The organism is Pseudogulbenkiania ferrooxidans 2002 (assembly GCF_000174355.1).
Taxonomy (GTDB): domain Bacteria; phylum Pseudomonadota; class Gammaproteobacteria; order Burkholderiales; family Chromobacteriaceae; genus Pseudogulbenkiania; species Pseudogulbenkiania ferrooxidans.
Genome location: NZ_ACIS01000008.1, coordinates 201,499 through 216,958, shown reverse-complemented (window position 1 = coordinate 216,958; position 15,460 = coordinate 201,499). Strand labels below are relative to the sequence as shown.

The following is a 15,460-nucleotide window of genomic DNA, read 5'->3' as shown; positions in this document are numbered from 1 at the left end:
TCCCGCACCTCGCACGGACAATACGCCCTTGACGCTCCCCGGACACCCCACCCGCCTCGACAGCGGCCAGCTCGCGGCTCTACATACCTTCGAGTGCGCCGCACGCCACCTGAGCTTCACCCTGGCGGCGGCCGAGCTATGCCTGACGCCCAGCGCCGTCAGTCACCGCATCCTCAAGCTGGAACAGCAACTCGGCTTTCGTCTGTTCCAGCGCCGGCCCCGGCAACTGCAGCTGAGCGACGAGGGGCGGCGCCTGTTCGCGCTGCTCAACGACTCGCTGCAGCGTGTCGGCCAGGAGATCGACGACATCCGCCGCCACGAGCTGTCCGGCACGCTGACGCTATTCGCCCGCCCGTCGCTCGCGCAGTGCTGGCTGGTGCCGCGGCTGGCGGATTTCGGCCAACGTTACCCCGCCATCCGGCTCGACCTGCGCACCGGCAACGAAGAGGTGGATTTCCGCACCCAGCCGGTCGACCTGGCGCTGTACTACGGCACCTTGCCGCCAGCCGGGCAACGCGTGCTGCCGTTGATGGACGAAACCCTGACGCCGGTCTGCTCGCCCGACTACGCCCGCCGCCGGCAGCTGTTCGAGCGGCCGGAGCAACTGGCGCACTGCACCCTGCTGCACGACGCCCGCGCCTGGCCGCAGGCCGGCCACGATGCCGAGTGGCAGGCCTGGGCCGCGCAGCATGGCATCATCGGCCTCGACGACGCACCGGCGATGATCTTCGACCGCTCCGACCTGGCCGTGACGGCGGCGCAGCATCACGTCGGCGTGGCCATGGGGCGGCGGCGCCTGGTCGAGCAGGCGCTGCGCCAAGGCAGCCTGGTCGCCCCCTTCCCAGTGCTCTCCAGCCGCGCCGCGCAGCATTACTACCTGGTCTTGCCCGAGCGCTCGCCGCCGTCGCCACGCCTCGGGGTGTTCATCCAGTGGCTGATGGCGCAGGCCGGCCATGACCAGTCCTGGGAGCCCGCCGACGGATAGCGGTCCGCCCAAGCGGCAGAAAAACAGAAACCCCGAGGATTGCTCCTCGGGGTTTCGTCTGCTGGCGCCAGCGGCGCTCGCCGCCCGGCTTACTCCGGCAGGGCCACGGTGTTGTCGGTGCTGAACTGGTAGTCGCGGAACACGTGCTCGGCGCTGAGGATCTGGTAGGTCCCGTCCTCGTTGCGGCGCGTGGTGTCCTTCAGGCGATAAGTGTAGTGGCCGCAGGTCCAGCAATCGAAGTTGCGCATGTGGGTGCACAGGCAGGTCTTGTCCCACACCTTGACGCGGCGCGCATCCGGGTGCGCCGCCACCTCGCGGTTGTAGGCGTCGATGTAGGCGCAGCTGCCCTTGGCGTCGAGCAGGTAGCCGTAGGCCTCGCAGTTCGGGCGGATGCCGTCGCCGATGGCCGGGCAGTGCTTGATCATGCGCATCGGGTAGCCGGTCGGGGAAATCTGGTTGACCTCGATGTCGTCCTCGTTGGCCTTGAAGTACTCCTGCTGCACTTTCTCCGGCAGGCCGCACTCGTGGGTCACGGTGAAGCGCGTCGCCACCTGCACCGCCGCGGCGCCCATTTCCAGGAAGCCCACGGCGTCGGAACCGGTGAAGATGCCGCCGGCCGGAATCAGCGGGATATCCAGCTGCTCGGCTTTCAGCCAGTCGCGGATTTCGGCGACGATGGTCGCCAGGTCGTACTCGGCCCAGTCCATGCCGAAGCCCAGGTGGCCGCCGGCGAGCGGGCCTTCCACCACCACGTAGTCGGGCAGGCGGTTGAGACGGGCATTCTTCTTCAGGAACAGCTGCAAGGCGCGCAGCGACGACACGATGATGCCGAGCTTGGCGTCGCGGAAGCGCGGGTGATCCTCGATCAGCGCGAACGAGCCCAGGTGCAGGCCGGCCGCCAGCGTGATGCCGTCGATGCCGGCATCCAGCGCCGCCCGCATGCGCACGCGCAAGGTGTCCTTGGGCGCGTTCATCGTCAGCTTTTCCATGCAGTTGATGAAGATCAGGCCCTCGCCGCGCTTGGCGTCCATGGTGCTGCCGACGTGCATCTTGGTGGCTTCGGCCAACAGGCCGAGGTCGAACTGCACCACCGACTTGTCGGTGTTGGCGACGTTGAACTTGTACTGCTGCAGCTTGTTCTTAACGTACTTGGTATTGAAGCGGCGATCGGCAACCGTCGGCACCATGGCGTCCGAGATATGGCCGATGCCGCCGAGGCGGGCCGCCTCGAGGGACAGAGCAGAGGTCGAGATATCCACCCCCATGCCACCGACCATGATGGGCACCAGTTCATGCTTGCCCAATCTCAGGCGAAAGTCATCCACGCGCTTCATTAGTTGCCTCTCCGTATTTCGTAACCCCACATTATCACCCAGGCGGGGCCCGAAAGCCAAAAAAGCCGCTACATCAAGCGTTCGAATCACCCAAAATGGCTAGAGGCGAGGGGAAAAACGGCAGCGCCGCCCGCTCGGCGCCAGGACCCGAGCCAGGGCGCCATACGCGGCGGCAACACATGATGTTGGACGGTATAATACCAAGATCAATTGTCACCCACGTTGCTATTTCATGTCTTCACTGGATCCACACCACCGCCGGGCGATCACCCTGCTCTCCTGCGCCGCCTTTGCCAGCTCCGCCTCGGCGCGTCTTTGCGACCCGATGCTGCCGAACCTGGCCAAGGCCTTCCTCGCCACGCCGGCCGATGCCGCCCAGGTGGTATCGTCGTTCTCCGTAGCCTACGGCCTGATGCAGTTGTTCTTCGGCCCGCTGGGCGACCGCTTCGGCAAGTACCGGATGATCGCCTGGACCACGCTGGCCAGCCTCGTCGGCAGCCTGGGCGCGGCGCTGTCCTACTCGCTGGGCTGGCTGGTGCTGGCGCGCCTGCTCACCGGCGTTACTGCCGCCGGCATCATCCCGCTCTCCATGGCCTGGATCGGCGACACCGTGCCCTACGAACAGCGCCAGGCCACGCTGGCGCGCTTTCTCGGCGGCCAGATCATGGGCGTGATCGGCGGCCAGTTCATCGGCGGCCTGTTCACCGACACCCTGGGCTGGCGCTGGGCCTTCGCCGCGCTGGCACTGGTCTACCTCTTGGTGGGATGGCGCGTGCTGGCCGAGTCGCGCGCCAACCCGCTGGCGCGCCCCACCCCGGCACCGGCCGGGCACACGCTCGGCGTCCTCGCCCAGGGCCGCACCGTGATCGGCGTCGGCTGGGCGCGCGTCATCCTGCTCACGGTGTTTCTGGAAGGGATCGTGGTGTTCGGCGCGCTGGCCTTCGTGCCGTCCTACCTGCATCAGCGCTTCGGCCTGTCACTCACCATGGCGGGCGCCCTGATGGCGTTCTTCGGGGTCGGCGGCCTGTCCTACATCCTGTTCGCCCGGCATTTCGTGCGCCGCTTCGGCGAAGTGGGGCTGGCCGCCGGCGGCGGCGTGCTGATCGGCGGCGCCTGGCTGCTGCTGGCGCTGGGTGATGCCTGGGCCTGGGCCATTCCGGCCAGCTACCTGGTGGGGCTGGGCTACTACATGATGCACAACACGCTGCAGACCAACGCCACGCAGATGGCGCCGCAGGTGCGCGGCACCGCGGTGTCGCTGTTCGCCTCGGCCTTCTTCCTCGGCCAGTCGCTGGGGGTGGTACTGGCCGCGGCCCTGCTGGCGCGCTCCGGCGCCACCACGGTGTTCATCGCCGCCGCCGCCATCACGCCGGTGCTGGGCACCGTCTTCGCCCGCCGCATCCGGCTGCAGCATCGCCGGCTGCAGACGGCTCAGGCCTCGTGAGGCCGGCCGTCAGCGCGCGGCCAGCGCCCGCTCGATGAAATTGCGCGGCACCCGCGGGCGCGGCACCCGGCCGTAGAACCAGCGCCGCACGTCCTCGTCCAGCGCGATGCCGTGCATGTAGTTGTACAACGCCTTGTTCAAGGCCTCGCCCATGGCGTCGTGATCGACCCCGGTCGGGTCGATGAAGCCGACGTCGTTCTTGGCGAAGCTCACCTCGGGCAGCGGGACCAACTGCACACCGTACTCTTCCGGATTCTGCCCGACCGGCGAGTGCACCGTGCAGGCGAAGCGGTGGAAGAAGCCGGACTGGATGCAGCCGTTGTCGAACAGCTGGCGCACGTATTCCAGCGCGTCCACCGTGTCCTGCACCGTCTGGGTCGGGAAGCCGTACATCAGGTAGGCGTGCACCAGGATGCCGGCCTCGGTGAAGCCCTGCGTCACCCGCGCCACCTGCTCCACCGACACGCCCTTCTTCATCAGCTTGAGCAGCCGGTCCGACGCCACCTCCAGCCCGCCCGAGATGGCGATGCAGCCGGATTCGGCCAACAGCTGGCACAGTTCCGGGGTGAAGGATTTCTCGAAGCGGATATTGCCCCACCACGAAATCGACACGTTGCGCCGCAGCAGTTCTTCGGCCAGCGCGCGCAGCATCTTGGGCGGCGCGGCCTCGTCGACGAAGTGGAAGCCGGTCTGACCGGTCTCGGCGATGATCGCCTCGATGCGGTCCACCAGCGTTGCGGCCGAGGCGGTTTCGTAGCGCGAGATGTAGTCCAGCGTGACGTCGCAGAAGCTGCACTTCTTCCAGTAGCAGCCGTGCGCCACCGTCAGCTTGTTCCAGCGCCCGTCGCTCCACAGCCGGTGCATCGGGTTGAGCATGTCCAAGAGCGACAGGTAGCGCTCGATCGGCAGGCCGTCCCAGGTCGGCGTGCCGACCTCCTCGAACGGGATGTCGGCTTCCATCAGGTTGACGTAACGTACCTGGCCCTCCTCCCGCACGAAGGTGCGCACCAGGCGCGAGGTGGAACGCTGGCCCTGCAGGTGCTCCAGCAGCGCCAGGATCGGCTTTTCGCCGTCGTCCAGCGTGACGAAGTCGAAGTAATCGAACACGCGCGGCTCTTTCAGCTCGCGCAGCTCGGTGTTGACGAAACCGCCGCCCAGCGCGGTCTTGATGTTCGGCCAACGTGCCTTGATGGTCTGCGCGATACGGAACGCCGCATACACCGAGCCTGGGAACGGCACCGACAGCAGCACCAGCTCGGGCTGGTGGCGCTCGATGGCGTCGAGCGTGAGCGCCTGCAAGGTGTCGTCCACCAGCGAGGGCTTGGCGGCCAGCGCCTTGGCCAGCGGCTCGAAGGTGGGTTGGCTCATCGCCAGCGACTCGGCGTAGCGCACGAACTCGAAACGCGCGTCGACCGCCTCGCGCAGCACGTCGGAGATATCGTTCAGGTAGAGCGTGGCGAGATGGCGCGCGCGGTCCTGCTGCCCCAAGGCGCCGAAGGCCCAGGCCAGCGGATCGCCGCCGTAGGGATCGTCCGGATCGACGTACACCTCCAGCGAGGCGAAGCGCGCCCCTTCCGGCAGGAAATGGCGGCTGCAGATGCGGTGGCTCACGGTGGAGTCGCGCCCCTGCAGGAAGGCCATGGTGGGCGAGATGGTAGCGAGATAGCGCTCGAACTGCTCGACGAAACCATGCACCTGGGCGCTGCGCTTCTTCGGCGGGATGGCGTCGATGCGTTCGCGGATCGCCTGCAGCCCTTCCGCGGAAAACAGCCGCAACACCAGCGCCAGCGCCAGGTCCTCCTGCACCGCGGGCACCCCGCGCGAACGCAGGAAGCCGGTGATGTAGGCGGTGGACGGATACGGGGTATTGAGCTGCGTCATCGGCGGGATGAGCGACAGCACGCGCAGGGACGAACTGACCACGAAGAAACCTCAGGAGGATGGACCCGCCATTCTGCCAGAATCGGTCGGCGCTGGCAGGGCGAGGCAGAGGGTGGCCGGGCCGTATAGAATGACAGCATCCCCATCCATTCGAGATCGAACCGACGTCATGACTCCCGAACCGCTGTTCCGCTTCCTGCACCTCGCCAGCGTCGCCCTGTGGGTCGGCGGCATGTTCTTCGCCTACGTCTGCCTGCGTCCGAGCGCGGCCGAGCTGCTCGACCCGCCGCACCGGCTGCGGCTGTGGCAGCGCGTGTTCGCGCGCTTCTTCGCCTGGGTGTGGGGCGCTGTCATTTTGATCCCGGTGAGCGGGCTCGCCATGATCGCCCGCGTCGGTTTCGATGCCGCCCCGCTCAACTGGCACCTGATGCTGATGGTCGGGCTCGCCATGATCGCGATCTACCTCTACGTGTTCTTTGGCCCCTATGCCGAACTCAAACGCGCCGTCGCCGCGGAAGAATGGAAAGCCGGCGGCGACGCGCTGGGCCGCATCCGCAAGGCAGTGGGTATCAACCTCTGGCTGGGCGTCCTGACCATCGCCACCGCCACGCTGGGGCGCTGGCTGGCCTGATGCGCGGCCGTTCAGCCGAACGGCCGCACGCCGATCAACCAGCCGTGCAGCAGGAAGGCAAACAAGCCCCAGAGCACGAGCCCGGCGACCACGGCGGCGACATCACGCTCCAGCCTCCCGGGCAGATAGCGCGTTCCCGCCACGCGGTCGCGGCGGCGCGCCGAGACGAAGTCCAGCACCGACCAGAGCAGGAAGGCGCCGAACAGCACCACGGCCGCCAGTGTTCCGTTGGCGAGAAGATGAGCAACGGCCCACAGCTGCACCCCCAGCACCATTGGATGGCCCAGCACGGCCTTGACATGATTGCCCGGCACCTTCGCCGCTGCGAACAACACGAAGGACACGGCGGTCAGTAACGCGGCGAGATGGCGCGCCCAGAGCGGCGGCGCCCACAATACCGCTGTCTGCTCGCGCGCCAGCCCATAGCCCCAGACGACCAACACCAGCCCCACCAGCGCCATTAAAGTGAACGCACCTTTCCACACCAGAGGCCCCCAGCGGGCGATCTGCGCTTCACGCCAAGGCTCGGCGACGATACGCACCGAATGCCCGCCCAGAAAGATCAGCAAACCCAGTAGCAATACCGTCATGGTCCTCCCCCTGCGAATGCGCTGGCCTGGTTGATGGCCACGGCGGCGCGAGCGCGCCGCCGTATTCTCAGTACAACGCCTTGGCGATGCCCGGCTGATCGATATTGCCCTTGGTCACGAACACCACCCCGGTGTCGACGTTGCGCACCTCGAGCGTCTGGCCCTGCGCTTTGCGGTAGGCCAGGAACACGCCCTGGTAGCCCATCTCGCGCGGGCGCTGCACGACCAGCCCGTAGAGATCGCCCAGACGCACCGCGCTGGCGAGATACTGGTTGCTGTCGAAGCCGATATGCAGCACTTTCCCGGCCAGTCCCATCTTCTTCAGCTGGATCACCGCCCCCAGGGTGGTCGACTCGTTGGGGGTAAACACGCCATCGATCTTTCCGCGCAGCGCCGCCAGCACTTTTTCCGCCTCGACCCGTGAATCCCCCACCGAGGTGCCGATGTAGGCACTGCGCACCACCTTCAGTCCGGCACGGGTGGCCGCCTCGATGAAACCGCGGGCGCGGTCTTCGGTCGACACCACGTCGGCGCGCTCCCGCAACACCGCCACGCGTTTTCTCTTGCCCAACGCCCGCGCCATTTCCTCCCCGGCCAACTGGCCGGCCCGGAGGTTATTAGTTGCCACCACCGCCGCGACATCGGCCCCGCCGGTATCGCGGTCGATGTACACGGTGGGGATGCCCTGCGCCTTGAGCCGCTCGACCAGTCGCGCCCGCTCCGGCGCGTTGGGCGCCATCACCAGCGCCTGGCAATGCAGATCCCACATCATGTTGGCGATGGTTTCCTGGGCGTCGCGGTCTTCTTCCTTGGCCGGGCCGCGGAAGTAGATGTCGATGCCCAGCTCCTTCCCGGCCTGATTCGCTCCCTCGCCGACCGCCTGCCAGAAGGCATAACCGCCACCGGCGGAGACCACCTCGATGCACTCCCGGGCCTGCGCGGGCACGCTCGGTACGGCCGAACCCAACAGCACGGCCAGAATGACTCGTCTCAACATGGTTGTGATGTCTCCTCGTTGGCAGCGCCAGCCATGACGGCGATGCCTTCTGCCAGCAGCCGGGCTGTCGCCGCCGCGCCCCCGCTTTGACTGTAGCCGATGCCCACCCGCTCTGGTGGAACACCGGGACCTCCTGCCGACACACGGGGGGCAAGGCGTCGTTGCAGCCACGCTTCTCGCACCGGTCACGCATGAGCCACGGCATGCCCAAATCAAAGGCAAGAAGAGGCACGGCTGGCATACCGGCGGCCAGGCCTCGCCATAACGCTCCTGATGGCGTAAGTTAGTATCGGACTTACCCACCCTGTGCCGACTCTTTCGCCGGAATTCATTCTCGTGAAAATCCCTATCGAGGCTGCCCTGACGCTACTGCATGAGTCCACATATGGGACGCTGGCGACCAACTCGTCCCAATTGCCGGGCTATCCATACGCCACCGTCGTTCCCTATGTCCTGGATGAGAGCCACTGCCCGGTGCTCTACATCAGCGCCTTGGCCGAACACACCAAAAATCTGCTGACCGACCCGCGTGTGAGCCTGTCGGTGGTGCAGCCCGGGGCCACGGATGTGCAAGCCACAGCCCGCCTCACGTGGGTGGCCGATGCGGAAAAACACGAGGCGACACCCGCATTCCTGGCCAGGTATTTCCGCTATGAGCCAGGCTCGGAACAGCTTCTCGACCTTGACTTCATGTTCTTCAGACTCAATCCCAAACGCATACGCTTCATCGGCGGGATCGGCCGCATGGGCTGGCTGGAAGAGCCGGAGTGGAAGGCGTTGACTCGACTGCCCGCTGCCGACGAGGCTCTGCTCGTAGATGAAGTATCGGCCGTGCTTCCAGGCCGCGCGCGCGTGCTGGGCATCGACCACTATGGCATCGACTACGAACTCGCTGGGCAACGGCAACGGCAAGCGCTACCGGGAGTGACGTTGTGCCTTGAAACCGTCAAAGAAGCGGCGCGCGCCCTGGCGGCCAAACTCGAATAAGGCGGGGACAGCGGCTTCCCAAGCGGATGCCTCAGCCAGACGGGACCCGCTCCTGCTCCACGCCCCCTACGCACACCATCACCTTGCCGAATAAAAAAGCCCCAGGCTCAGACAGCCTGGGGCTTTGTTTTACTGGTCCAACACCTCAAGCGGGCCCAAACCTCACCCGCACGCCCCGATATGGCCGCAGGCGGTGCAGAACTCGCAGCCGTCCTTCTTGATCAGCGCGTGGTGGCCGCATTCCGGGCAGGGTTTGCCGGCGACCGGGGCCACGGTTTCCATTTGCACGCTGTCGAACAGGTCGCCCTGCTCCGGCACCATCACGCCCATGTTCTCCACCGGCACGCCGTCTTCGGTAAGGAGACCGAGCATGGCGAAGCGGTGGATCAGCAGGCGCGCGACGTAGGCGACGGTGGAGGGCCAGCTTTGCGATTTGTCGCTGCCGGGCACGCGGGCGAAGAAGTCGCCTTGCGGTTCGGCGTAGTTGAGCAACTTGCGCAGTTTCATGCCGATCCAGGCCGGATCGATCACGCGCATGTCGAGGCTCAGCATCTTGCACAGGCCGTCCAGTTCGCGCGGGTAGCTGCCGGCGAGCCACATCGAGAACGGGCGGCGCTGGCCGTCGGGCAGCACCAGCTCTTTCAGGAACAGCACGAAGTCATCGCCGGTTTGCGGGTTGCTGACGTCCACCGACCAGCTCATGGTGCCGTCGGTGCCGGTCTTGGGTTCTTTCTTGGCGAACAGCGCGTCCATCACCGGGGAGGTGTCGTCGGCGTGCATGTCGAGCGCGCCGAGCTGCTCGACGCGGTGGCGCACCACCTGGCCCAGCACGGCGGCGGCGGAGCTGGCATGCAGCGTGCGCTCGCCCAGTTCCAGGGTGTAGCGCCGGTCGCCCATGGTGTGCGCCAGGGCGTCGAGCTTGAGCGCGAGCCAGGCCTTGTCGCGGCAGCGCATGTCCATCGACAGCGTTTTGGCCAGGGCGCCGAGGCCGCGCGGCTGTTCGTTGCCGTTGACCCAGCATTCGAAGGGCTGGGTGTGGCCGTTTTCGACATGGCCGACGAACACGGCGAAGGCGCCGTCGTCGTGCTCGATCATGTAGGTCCACGACGGGTTGCCACCCTTCAGGCGCGGGCGGTGCGGCCACTTCAGGCTGGCGAGCGCCGGGCTCGGGGTGCTGACCAGCGCGATGCGGCGGTCCGGGTCACCTTCCTGGCTCGCCAGGAGGTCCTGCGGCGCGGCCTGGGCCGGTTCGACCGACAACACCGAGCCCAGCACGCTGTTGGGGCGGTAGGTGGTGATGCCCTTGAGGCCGGCCTTCCAGGCTTCGAGGTAGAGGTGCTCGAACTCGTCGAAGGGGTAGTCGGCCGGCACGTTGACGGTCTTGGAGATGGCGGTGTCGATGTACGGCGCCACCGCGGCCACCATTTGCATGTGGTCGAGCGCGCTCATTTCCAGCGCCGAGACGAAGTACGGCGGCAGTTTCTCGACGTCGCCGCCGTTCAGGCGGTACAGGCGGTAGGCGTGGTCTTCGACGCGGTATTCCTGCTGCGAGCCGTCGGCCATGCGCTTCTTGCGGGTGTAATACCACGAGAACGGCGGTTCGATGCCGTTGGAGGCGTTGTCGGCGAAGGCCAGCGAGATGGTGCCGGTGGGGGCGATGGAGAGCAGGTGCGAGTTGCGGATGCCGTGCTGGCGGATGCGCGCCTTGATCGCTTCGGGCAGGCGGCTGGCGCAGTGCGGTTCGGCCAGGTAGTTGTCGGCGTCGAACAGCGGGAACGCGCCCTTCTCGATGGCGAGATCGACCGAGGCGTCGTAGGCGGCGTCGCGCATGGTCTCGGCGAACTTGGCTGCCATCTGCCGCCCCTGCGGGCTGTTGTAGGCGATCTGCAGCAGGATCAGCGCGTCGCCCAGGCCGGTGAAGCCGAGGCCGACACGACGCTTGGCCTGCGCCTCGCGTTGTTGCTCGGGCAGCGGCCAGACGGTGAGGTCGAGCACGTTGTCGAGCATGCGAATGGCGCTGCGCACCACGGTCTCGAAGGCCTTGAAGTCGAAGCGGGCGCGGCGCGTGAAGGGGTGCTCGACGAAGGCGGCGAGGTTGATCGAGCCCAGGTCGCAGCAGCCGTAGTCGGGCAGCGGCTGTTCGCCGCAGGGGTTGGTCGACTCGATGACCTCGCAGTAGCTGAGGTTGTTGTCGCGGTTGATCTGGCTGAGGAACAGCACCCCCGGCTCGGCGTGGTCGTAGGTGGATTCCATGATCTGGCGCCACAGCTCGCGCGCGCGCACGGTGCGGTACACCCACAGACCGTCGTCGCGGCGGAAGGCCTCGGGGAAGGCGTCGCTGGCCGGCTCGACGGCGTGCACCAGCTGCCACGGCCCGTCGGCCTCGACCGCCTGCATGAAGGCGTCGGAGACGCCAACCGAGATGTTGAAGTTCTTCAGGTCGCCCTGGTCCTTGGCGTGGATGAAGTCCTCGACGTCGGGGTGTTCGATGTTGAGCACGCCCATCTGCGCGCCGCGCCGCGAGCCGGCCGATTCCACCGTTTCGCAGCTGCGGTCGAACACGCGCATGTACGACACCGGGCCGGAAGCACGGCTGTGGGTGCCTTTCACCCGCGCGCCCTTGGGACGGATGCGGCTGAAGTTGTAACCGACGCCGCCGCCGCGGCGCATGGTTTCCGCCGCCTGCAACAATGCCTCGTAGATGCCGACCTTGCCGCCCTCGCTCTCGCTGACGGCGTCGCCCACCGGCTGCACGAAGCAGTTGATCAGCGTCGCCTTGAGTTCGGTGCCGGCGGCGGAGTTGATGCGCCCGCCGGGGATGAAGCCGCGCTGCAGCGCGTCGAAGAACGCCGCCTCGTAACGCGCGGGTTCGGCCTCGATGCCGGCCAGGGCGCGCGCCACGCGGCGGCGCACGTCGGCGACGCTCTGTTCGTCGCCCTTGGCGTATTTCTCCAGCAGCACTTCACGCGAGATGGCCTGTTCGCTCATGGCGGCCACGTTTTCCTGTTTCACTACTCCCCCTCCCTAACTGGCATTCGGTGCGGCAAAACCGGCATTTCACGCTATCCAGCGCGGCCGGGCGTTGATGTTGGTCAAGCTCCCTCGGTGGCTGGAGCGAGGACAAGAAATCGTTGCGAGCGCACCATCCCGTCGGACGCGGGAACGGCGTTCCGCAGGATGGGTGAAGTGCGGCACAACCCATCCTGCGCCAACGACGCGGCGTACCGCCGATCGTTCGCCGGCGCTCAGCGGCTGCCGAGCGCGATGGCCAGTGCCACCCCGTCGCCGTCGGCCTTGACCCGCTTCGCCTCGCCCAGCGTCAGCCTTTCGGCCAACGTCGGGTCGGTCTTGAGCATGGCCTGGCGCGCCGCCGTGACGCGGGCCTGGGCCAGCGCCTTGAGCTCAGTTTCGGAGACCGGCTCGGCGGCGATCAGCTGCTCGCGCAGCGTCTTGTAGCGCGCCACGTTGTCCGGCAGCGAAAGCAGCCGCTGCACCAGTTTAAGCCGGCCGATGCGCTGTGCGAAGACCGATTTCACCGCCGACTGCACCGCGGGGTCGTCGAGGTCGGGCAGCGGCAGCGGCTCGCCCGCTTCCAGCTTGTGGCCGGCCGCCTGCAGGATGGCGCGGTCGATGCGCGCGCGCGCCAGCTCGCGCGTTTCCACCGCCGGGTCGTAGGTGCCCGCCAGCACCAGCGTCATGCGCGGGCGCTTCACCAGCACCGCGGCGAGCTTGTCGAGCTTTTCGCGCTCGGGCGGCGCCACGTTGGCTTCGCCGGCGACGAAGCGCACCTCGTCGAAGCCCTCGCCGCCCATCAGCGCCCCCAGCGCCCTGAACGGCGCGGTGACGATCTTGGTGATGACGTTGACGAAGGCCTTCCACACCACGCGGCCGTAGCTGAACTGCGGGTCGTCGAGGCTGCCGCTGATCGGCAGGTCGAGGTCGATGCGGCCGTCGCTGTCTTCCAGCAGGGCCACGGCCAGGCGCAGCGGCAGGCGCGTCACGCCGGGCTCCTGCACTTCTTCGCCGAGCTGGATCGAGTCGATCACGACGCGGTTCTCGGCCTTGAGCTGGCGCTTGTCAAGCAGGTAGCGCAGGTCGACCGACAGCCGGCCGTCGTTGACCTTCCAGCCGGCGAAGTTCATCGAATACGGGTTGAGGCTGGTGAGCGGGATGTTGCGGAACGCCAGCGTGATGTCGGCGTCGTCGGTCACGGCCTGCGGCGCCAGCGCGCCGCGCACGCGCACGTCGCCGTACTGGTCGACGTCGCCGTCCAGCGTCACCGTGCCGCGCCGTCCCGGCTGGCTCGACAAGCCCTGGATCGAGCCGCGCAGGTTGTGGATGCGCGTGGCGAAGCTGGGTTTCATGCCGAGGTCGGCGAACTCGATGTCGCCGCCCTGCACGTGCACCGTACGCACTTCCACCTGAGACGCACCCGGCGCCGCCGGTTTCTTCGCCTTGACCTCGACCTTGACCGGCGCGGGCGGGGCCGCCGGCGTGGCAGTGGGGGCAGGAGCAGGAGCCGCCGCGGCAGGCTTGCCGGCCAGCAGGTTGCTGACGTTGAGCTGGCGCTGCTGGTTGAGGATCAGCCGCGCCACCGGGTCGCTCAGGCGCACCTCGCGCAGCTGTACCTTGAGCGGCGTGCCGCTGCTGGCGCTGAGGCCGTTGAGCGCCAGCTGGCGCCAGGCCAGCAGCGGCTGGCGGTTGTTGGGCTCGAGCAGCGAGAACCGGTTGAGCGCCCCCTGCCCGCCCACCTTCCAGCCCTTGCTGCCGGCGTCGACATCGAGGTTGGCCGAAAGGGTGCCGCCGGCCAGTTTCAGCACGGTGCCGCTCAGCGCGTACGGGGCGAACGGCGCCAGCGGCACGGCGCTGGCGGTGATCTTGCCGCCCAGCGCGGCGCCATCCGGCGCGAGCGTCAGCTTGGCCGCCAGCCGCCCGGACTCCAGCCGGCTGTCCACGTCCAGCGCCAACGCGCCCGAATCCTGCGGCGCGGCGTTGACGGAGAGCTCGCTCAGCGTGGCGCGCAGCGGGCGCGGCAGGGTCTGGTCGAGCCAGTTGAGGCGGCCGTTTTCCAGCGTCACCGTGGGGTAGTGCAGCTGCCAGCCGGGAGCGTCGCCCGTGGCGGCGGCCGGCTTGACCGCAGGGTTGGCCGAAGACTTGGCGAACACTTGCTGCAGGTTGATCTCGCCCTGGCGGTTACGCTCGACGTCAGCCTCCAGCCCGCCCAGCGTCAGCGCCCCCAGCCGCACTTCGTGCCTGGCCAGCCGCAGCTCGCTGTCGGCCAGCGCCGCCGTGGCGAGCCGGATGACGGGCGTGCTGCCGGCAGCGCCGACACCGATGTCCGCGAGCTGTGTGCCGAGCTTGCTCAGCACCACGCCGTCCTTGGGCTCGACGGCCAGCTGTGTGCTGAGCAGCGGCATGGCGGCCTGCACCTCGAGCGGCTGGACGAATCCGGCATCGCCGAAACGGTAGCGCCAGTTCTCGGCGCGGATTTCGCCGACCTTGACCTGCCATGGCGACGGTTTGGCCGGCGCCGTCTCGGCCTTGGCGGGCGGTAGCGCGGCGAGCCAGTCGAGCTGCCCGGCACCGTTGCGCTGGGCGGAGAGTTCGCCGTCGGAGAGGCGCAGCCGGGTGATGTCGACGCTGGAGCTGGCCAGGTCGAAACGGCCGCCTTCCAGCGCCAGCTGCTTCAGTGCCAACGCGCTGCCGCCGCCGGGGGCGGCGAGGTGCAGCCGGTTAAGTGTGGCGTTGAACGGCGCCACCTTGAGCTGCGGCGTCTTGCCGCTCAGGTCGAACTGGTAGCGCGCGCTGGCGGCCAGCTCGCCTTGTGGCGGGGCGGTATGGAAGAACGGCTGCACGTAGGGCCAGAGGCTGGCAAGCGTCAGCTTGTCGAGCCGGGCCTCGCCGGACGACTGCAGCGGCTGCAGCCCCACGTTACCCTTCCAGGCCAACTTCGCGCCGTCGCCAAGCTCGGCGGTCAAGGTGTAACTGCCACCGTCCACCGGCAGCGTGCTCAGTTCCTTCAGCGTCAGGTTGACCGGTTTGAGATCGAAGGCACGCGTCTCGCCGCCGAAGTGATCGACCATGCGCACTTCGCCGCCATTAAGCTGCAACAGGTCCAACACCAGCTTGGGCAGCTCGCCCTTGCTCTCGGTGGCGGGCTTGGCCGGACCGCTCACCGCCTTGACGAAGCGCGCCCAGTTCCATTCGCCCTGGGCATTGCGCTCGACGAACCACTGCGGCTTGTCGAGCTGGAACAGCGCGGCGCGCCAGCGACCGATGAACAGCGCGGTCGGCTCGGCATCCAGCACCAGACGCCGGGCGGCAAACAGCGGCGCACCGTTGCCCTCGGCCAGGCGCACGTCGCCCAGCTCCACCTTCATCGACCACGGTTCGATCTTCATCGTGCCGATGCTGAGCTTCTGGCCCTTGCCCTGCGCCCAGTCGGCGGCGGCGTGGCGCGCCACGTCGGGCACCCCCCAGGCCAGCGCCCCCCAGCTCGCCGCCACCAATGCCAGCGCGCCGCCGCCGACCCAGTACGGCCAGCGGCGGCGCCTCATCACGCCCTTGTCCTGCTCACGTTCGCTCACGGCATAACCCCTTGTTGTTTTCAT

The 15,460-nt window shown here is 67.7% G+C and carries 10 protein-coding genes; 4 read left to right on the top strand and 6 right to left on the bottom strand.

The window, feature by feature from the left end; genetic code table 11:
* Window positions 1-28 precede the first annotated feature (28 nt).
* Window positions 29-985 carry a DNA-binding transcriptional regulator DsdC gene (gene dsdC / locus FURADRAFT_RS15150; RefSeq protein WP_008955043.1) on the top strand — a complete coding sequence of 319 codons (957 nt, stop codon included), beginning with the start codon at window positions 29-31 and terminating at the stop codon, window positions 983-985.
* 89 nt (window positions 986-1,074) lie between these two features.
* Here the strand turns inward: dsdC and FURADRAFT_RS15145 are convergent, their stop codons facing one another.
* Window positions 1,075-2,319, bottom strand: coding sequence for a nitronate monooxygenase (locus tag FURADRAFT_RS15145; RefSeq protein ID WP_008955042.1), 1,245 nt, complete (start codon window positions 2,317-2,319; stop codon window positions 1,075-1,077).
* A 232-nt stretch (window positions 2,320-2,551) separates the two neighbouring features.
* Here FURADRAFT_RS15145 and FURADRAFT_RS15140 point away from each other — a divergent pair, with 232 nt between their 5' ends.
* A complete protein-coding gene (locus tag FURADRAFT_RS15140; protein ID WP_008955041.1) occupies window positions 2,552-3,763 on the top strand; it encodes an MFS transporter in 1,212 nt (403 codons plus the stop codon).
* 9 nt (window positions 3,764-3,772) lie between these two features.
* Here the strand turns inward: FURADRAFT_RS15140 and FURADRAFT_RS15135 are convergent, their stop codons facing one another.
* Window positions 3,773-5,686 (bottom strand): B12-binding domain-containing radical SAM protein, encoded by a 1,914-nt coding sequence (locus FURADRAFT_RS15135; RefSeq protein WP_008955040.1) that lies wholly within the window; start codon window positions 5,684-5,686, stop codon window positions 3,773-3,775.
* A 127-nt stretch (window positions 5,687-5,813) separates the two neighbouring features.
* Between FURADRAFT_RS15135 and FURADRAFT_RS15130 the strand changes: the two genes are divergently transcribed.
* On the top strand, window positions 5,814-6,275 hold the full coding sequence (locus FURADRAFT_RS15130; RefSeq protein ID WP_008955039.1) for a CopD family protein: 462 nt from the start codon (window positions 5,814-5,816) through the stop codon (window positions 6,273-6,275).
* A gap of 11 nt (window positions 6,276-6,286) precedes the next feature.
* On the opposite strand, the gene FURADRAFT_RS15125 is transcribed toward FURADRAFT_RS15130, so the two are convergent.
* Entirely contained in the window at window positions 6,287-6,865 is a 579-nt protein-coding gene (locus tag FURADRAFT_RS15125) for an NnrU family protein (protein ID WP_008955038.1), read from the bottom strand.
* 67 nt (window positions 6,866-6,932) lie between these two features.
* The gene (locus FURADRAFT_RS15120; protein WP_008955037.1) at window positions 6,933-7,862 is read right to left on the bottom strand and encodes a substrate-binding domain-containing protein; all 930 of its coding nucleotides are present in this window, start codon (window positions 7,860-7,862) and stop codon (window positions 6,933-6,935) included.
* A gap of 336 nt (window positions 7,863-8,198) precedes the next feature.
* Here FURADRAFT_RS15120 and FURADRAFT_RS15115 point away from each other — a divergent pair, with 336 nt between their 5' ends.
* Window positions 8,199-8,849, top strand: a complete 651-nt coding sequence (locus FURADRAFT_RS15115) for a HugZ family pyridoxamine 5'-phosphate oxidase (protein WP_008955036.1) — start codon at window positions 8,199-8,201, stop codon at window positions 8,847-8,849.
* A gap of 162 nt (window positions 8,850-9,011) precedes the next feature.
* Here FURADRAFT_RS15115 and FURADRAFT_RS15110 read toward each other — a convergent pair whose 3' ends face one another.
* A complete protein-coding gene (locus FURADRAFT_RS15110; protein ID WP_008955035.1) occupies window positions 9,012-11,861 on the bottom strand; it encodes an adenosylcobalamin-dependent ribonucleoside-diphosphate reductase in 2,850 nt (949 codons plus the stop codon).
* 233 nt (window positions 11,862-12,094) lie between these two features.
* Window positions 12,095-15,436, bottom strand: coding sequence for a DUF748 domain-containing protein (locus FURADRAFT_RS15105; RefSeq protein WP_150105083.1), 3,342 nt, complete (start codon window positions 15,434-15,436; stop codon window positions 12,095-12,097).
* Window positions 15,437-15,460 lie beyond the last annotated feature (24 nt).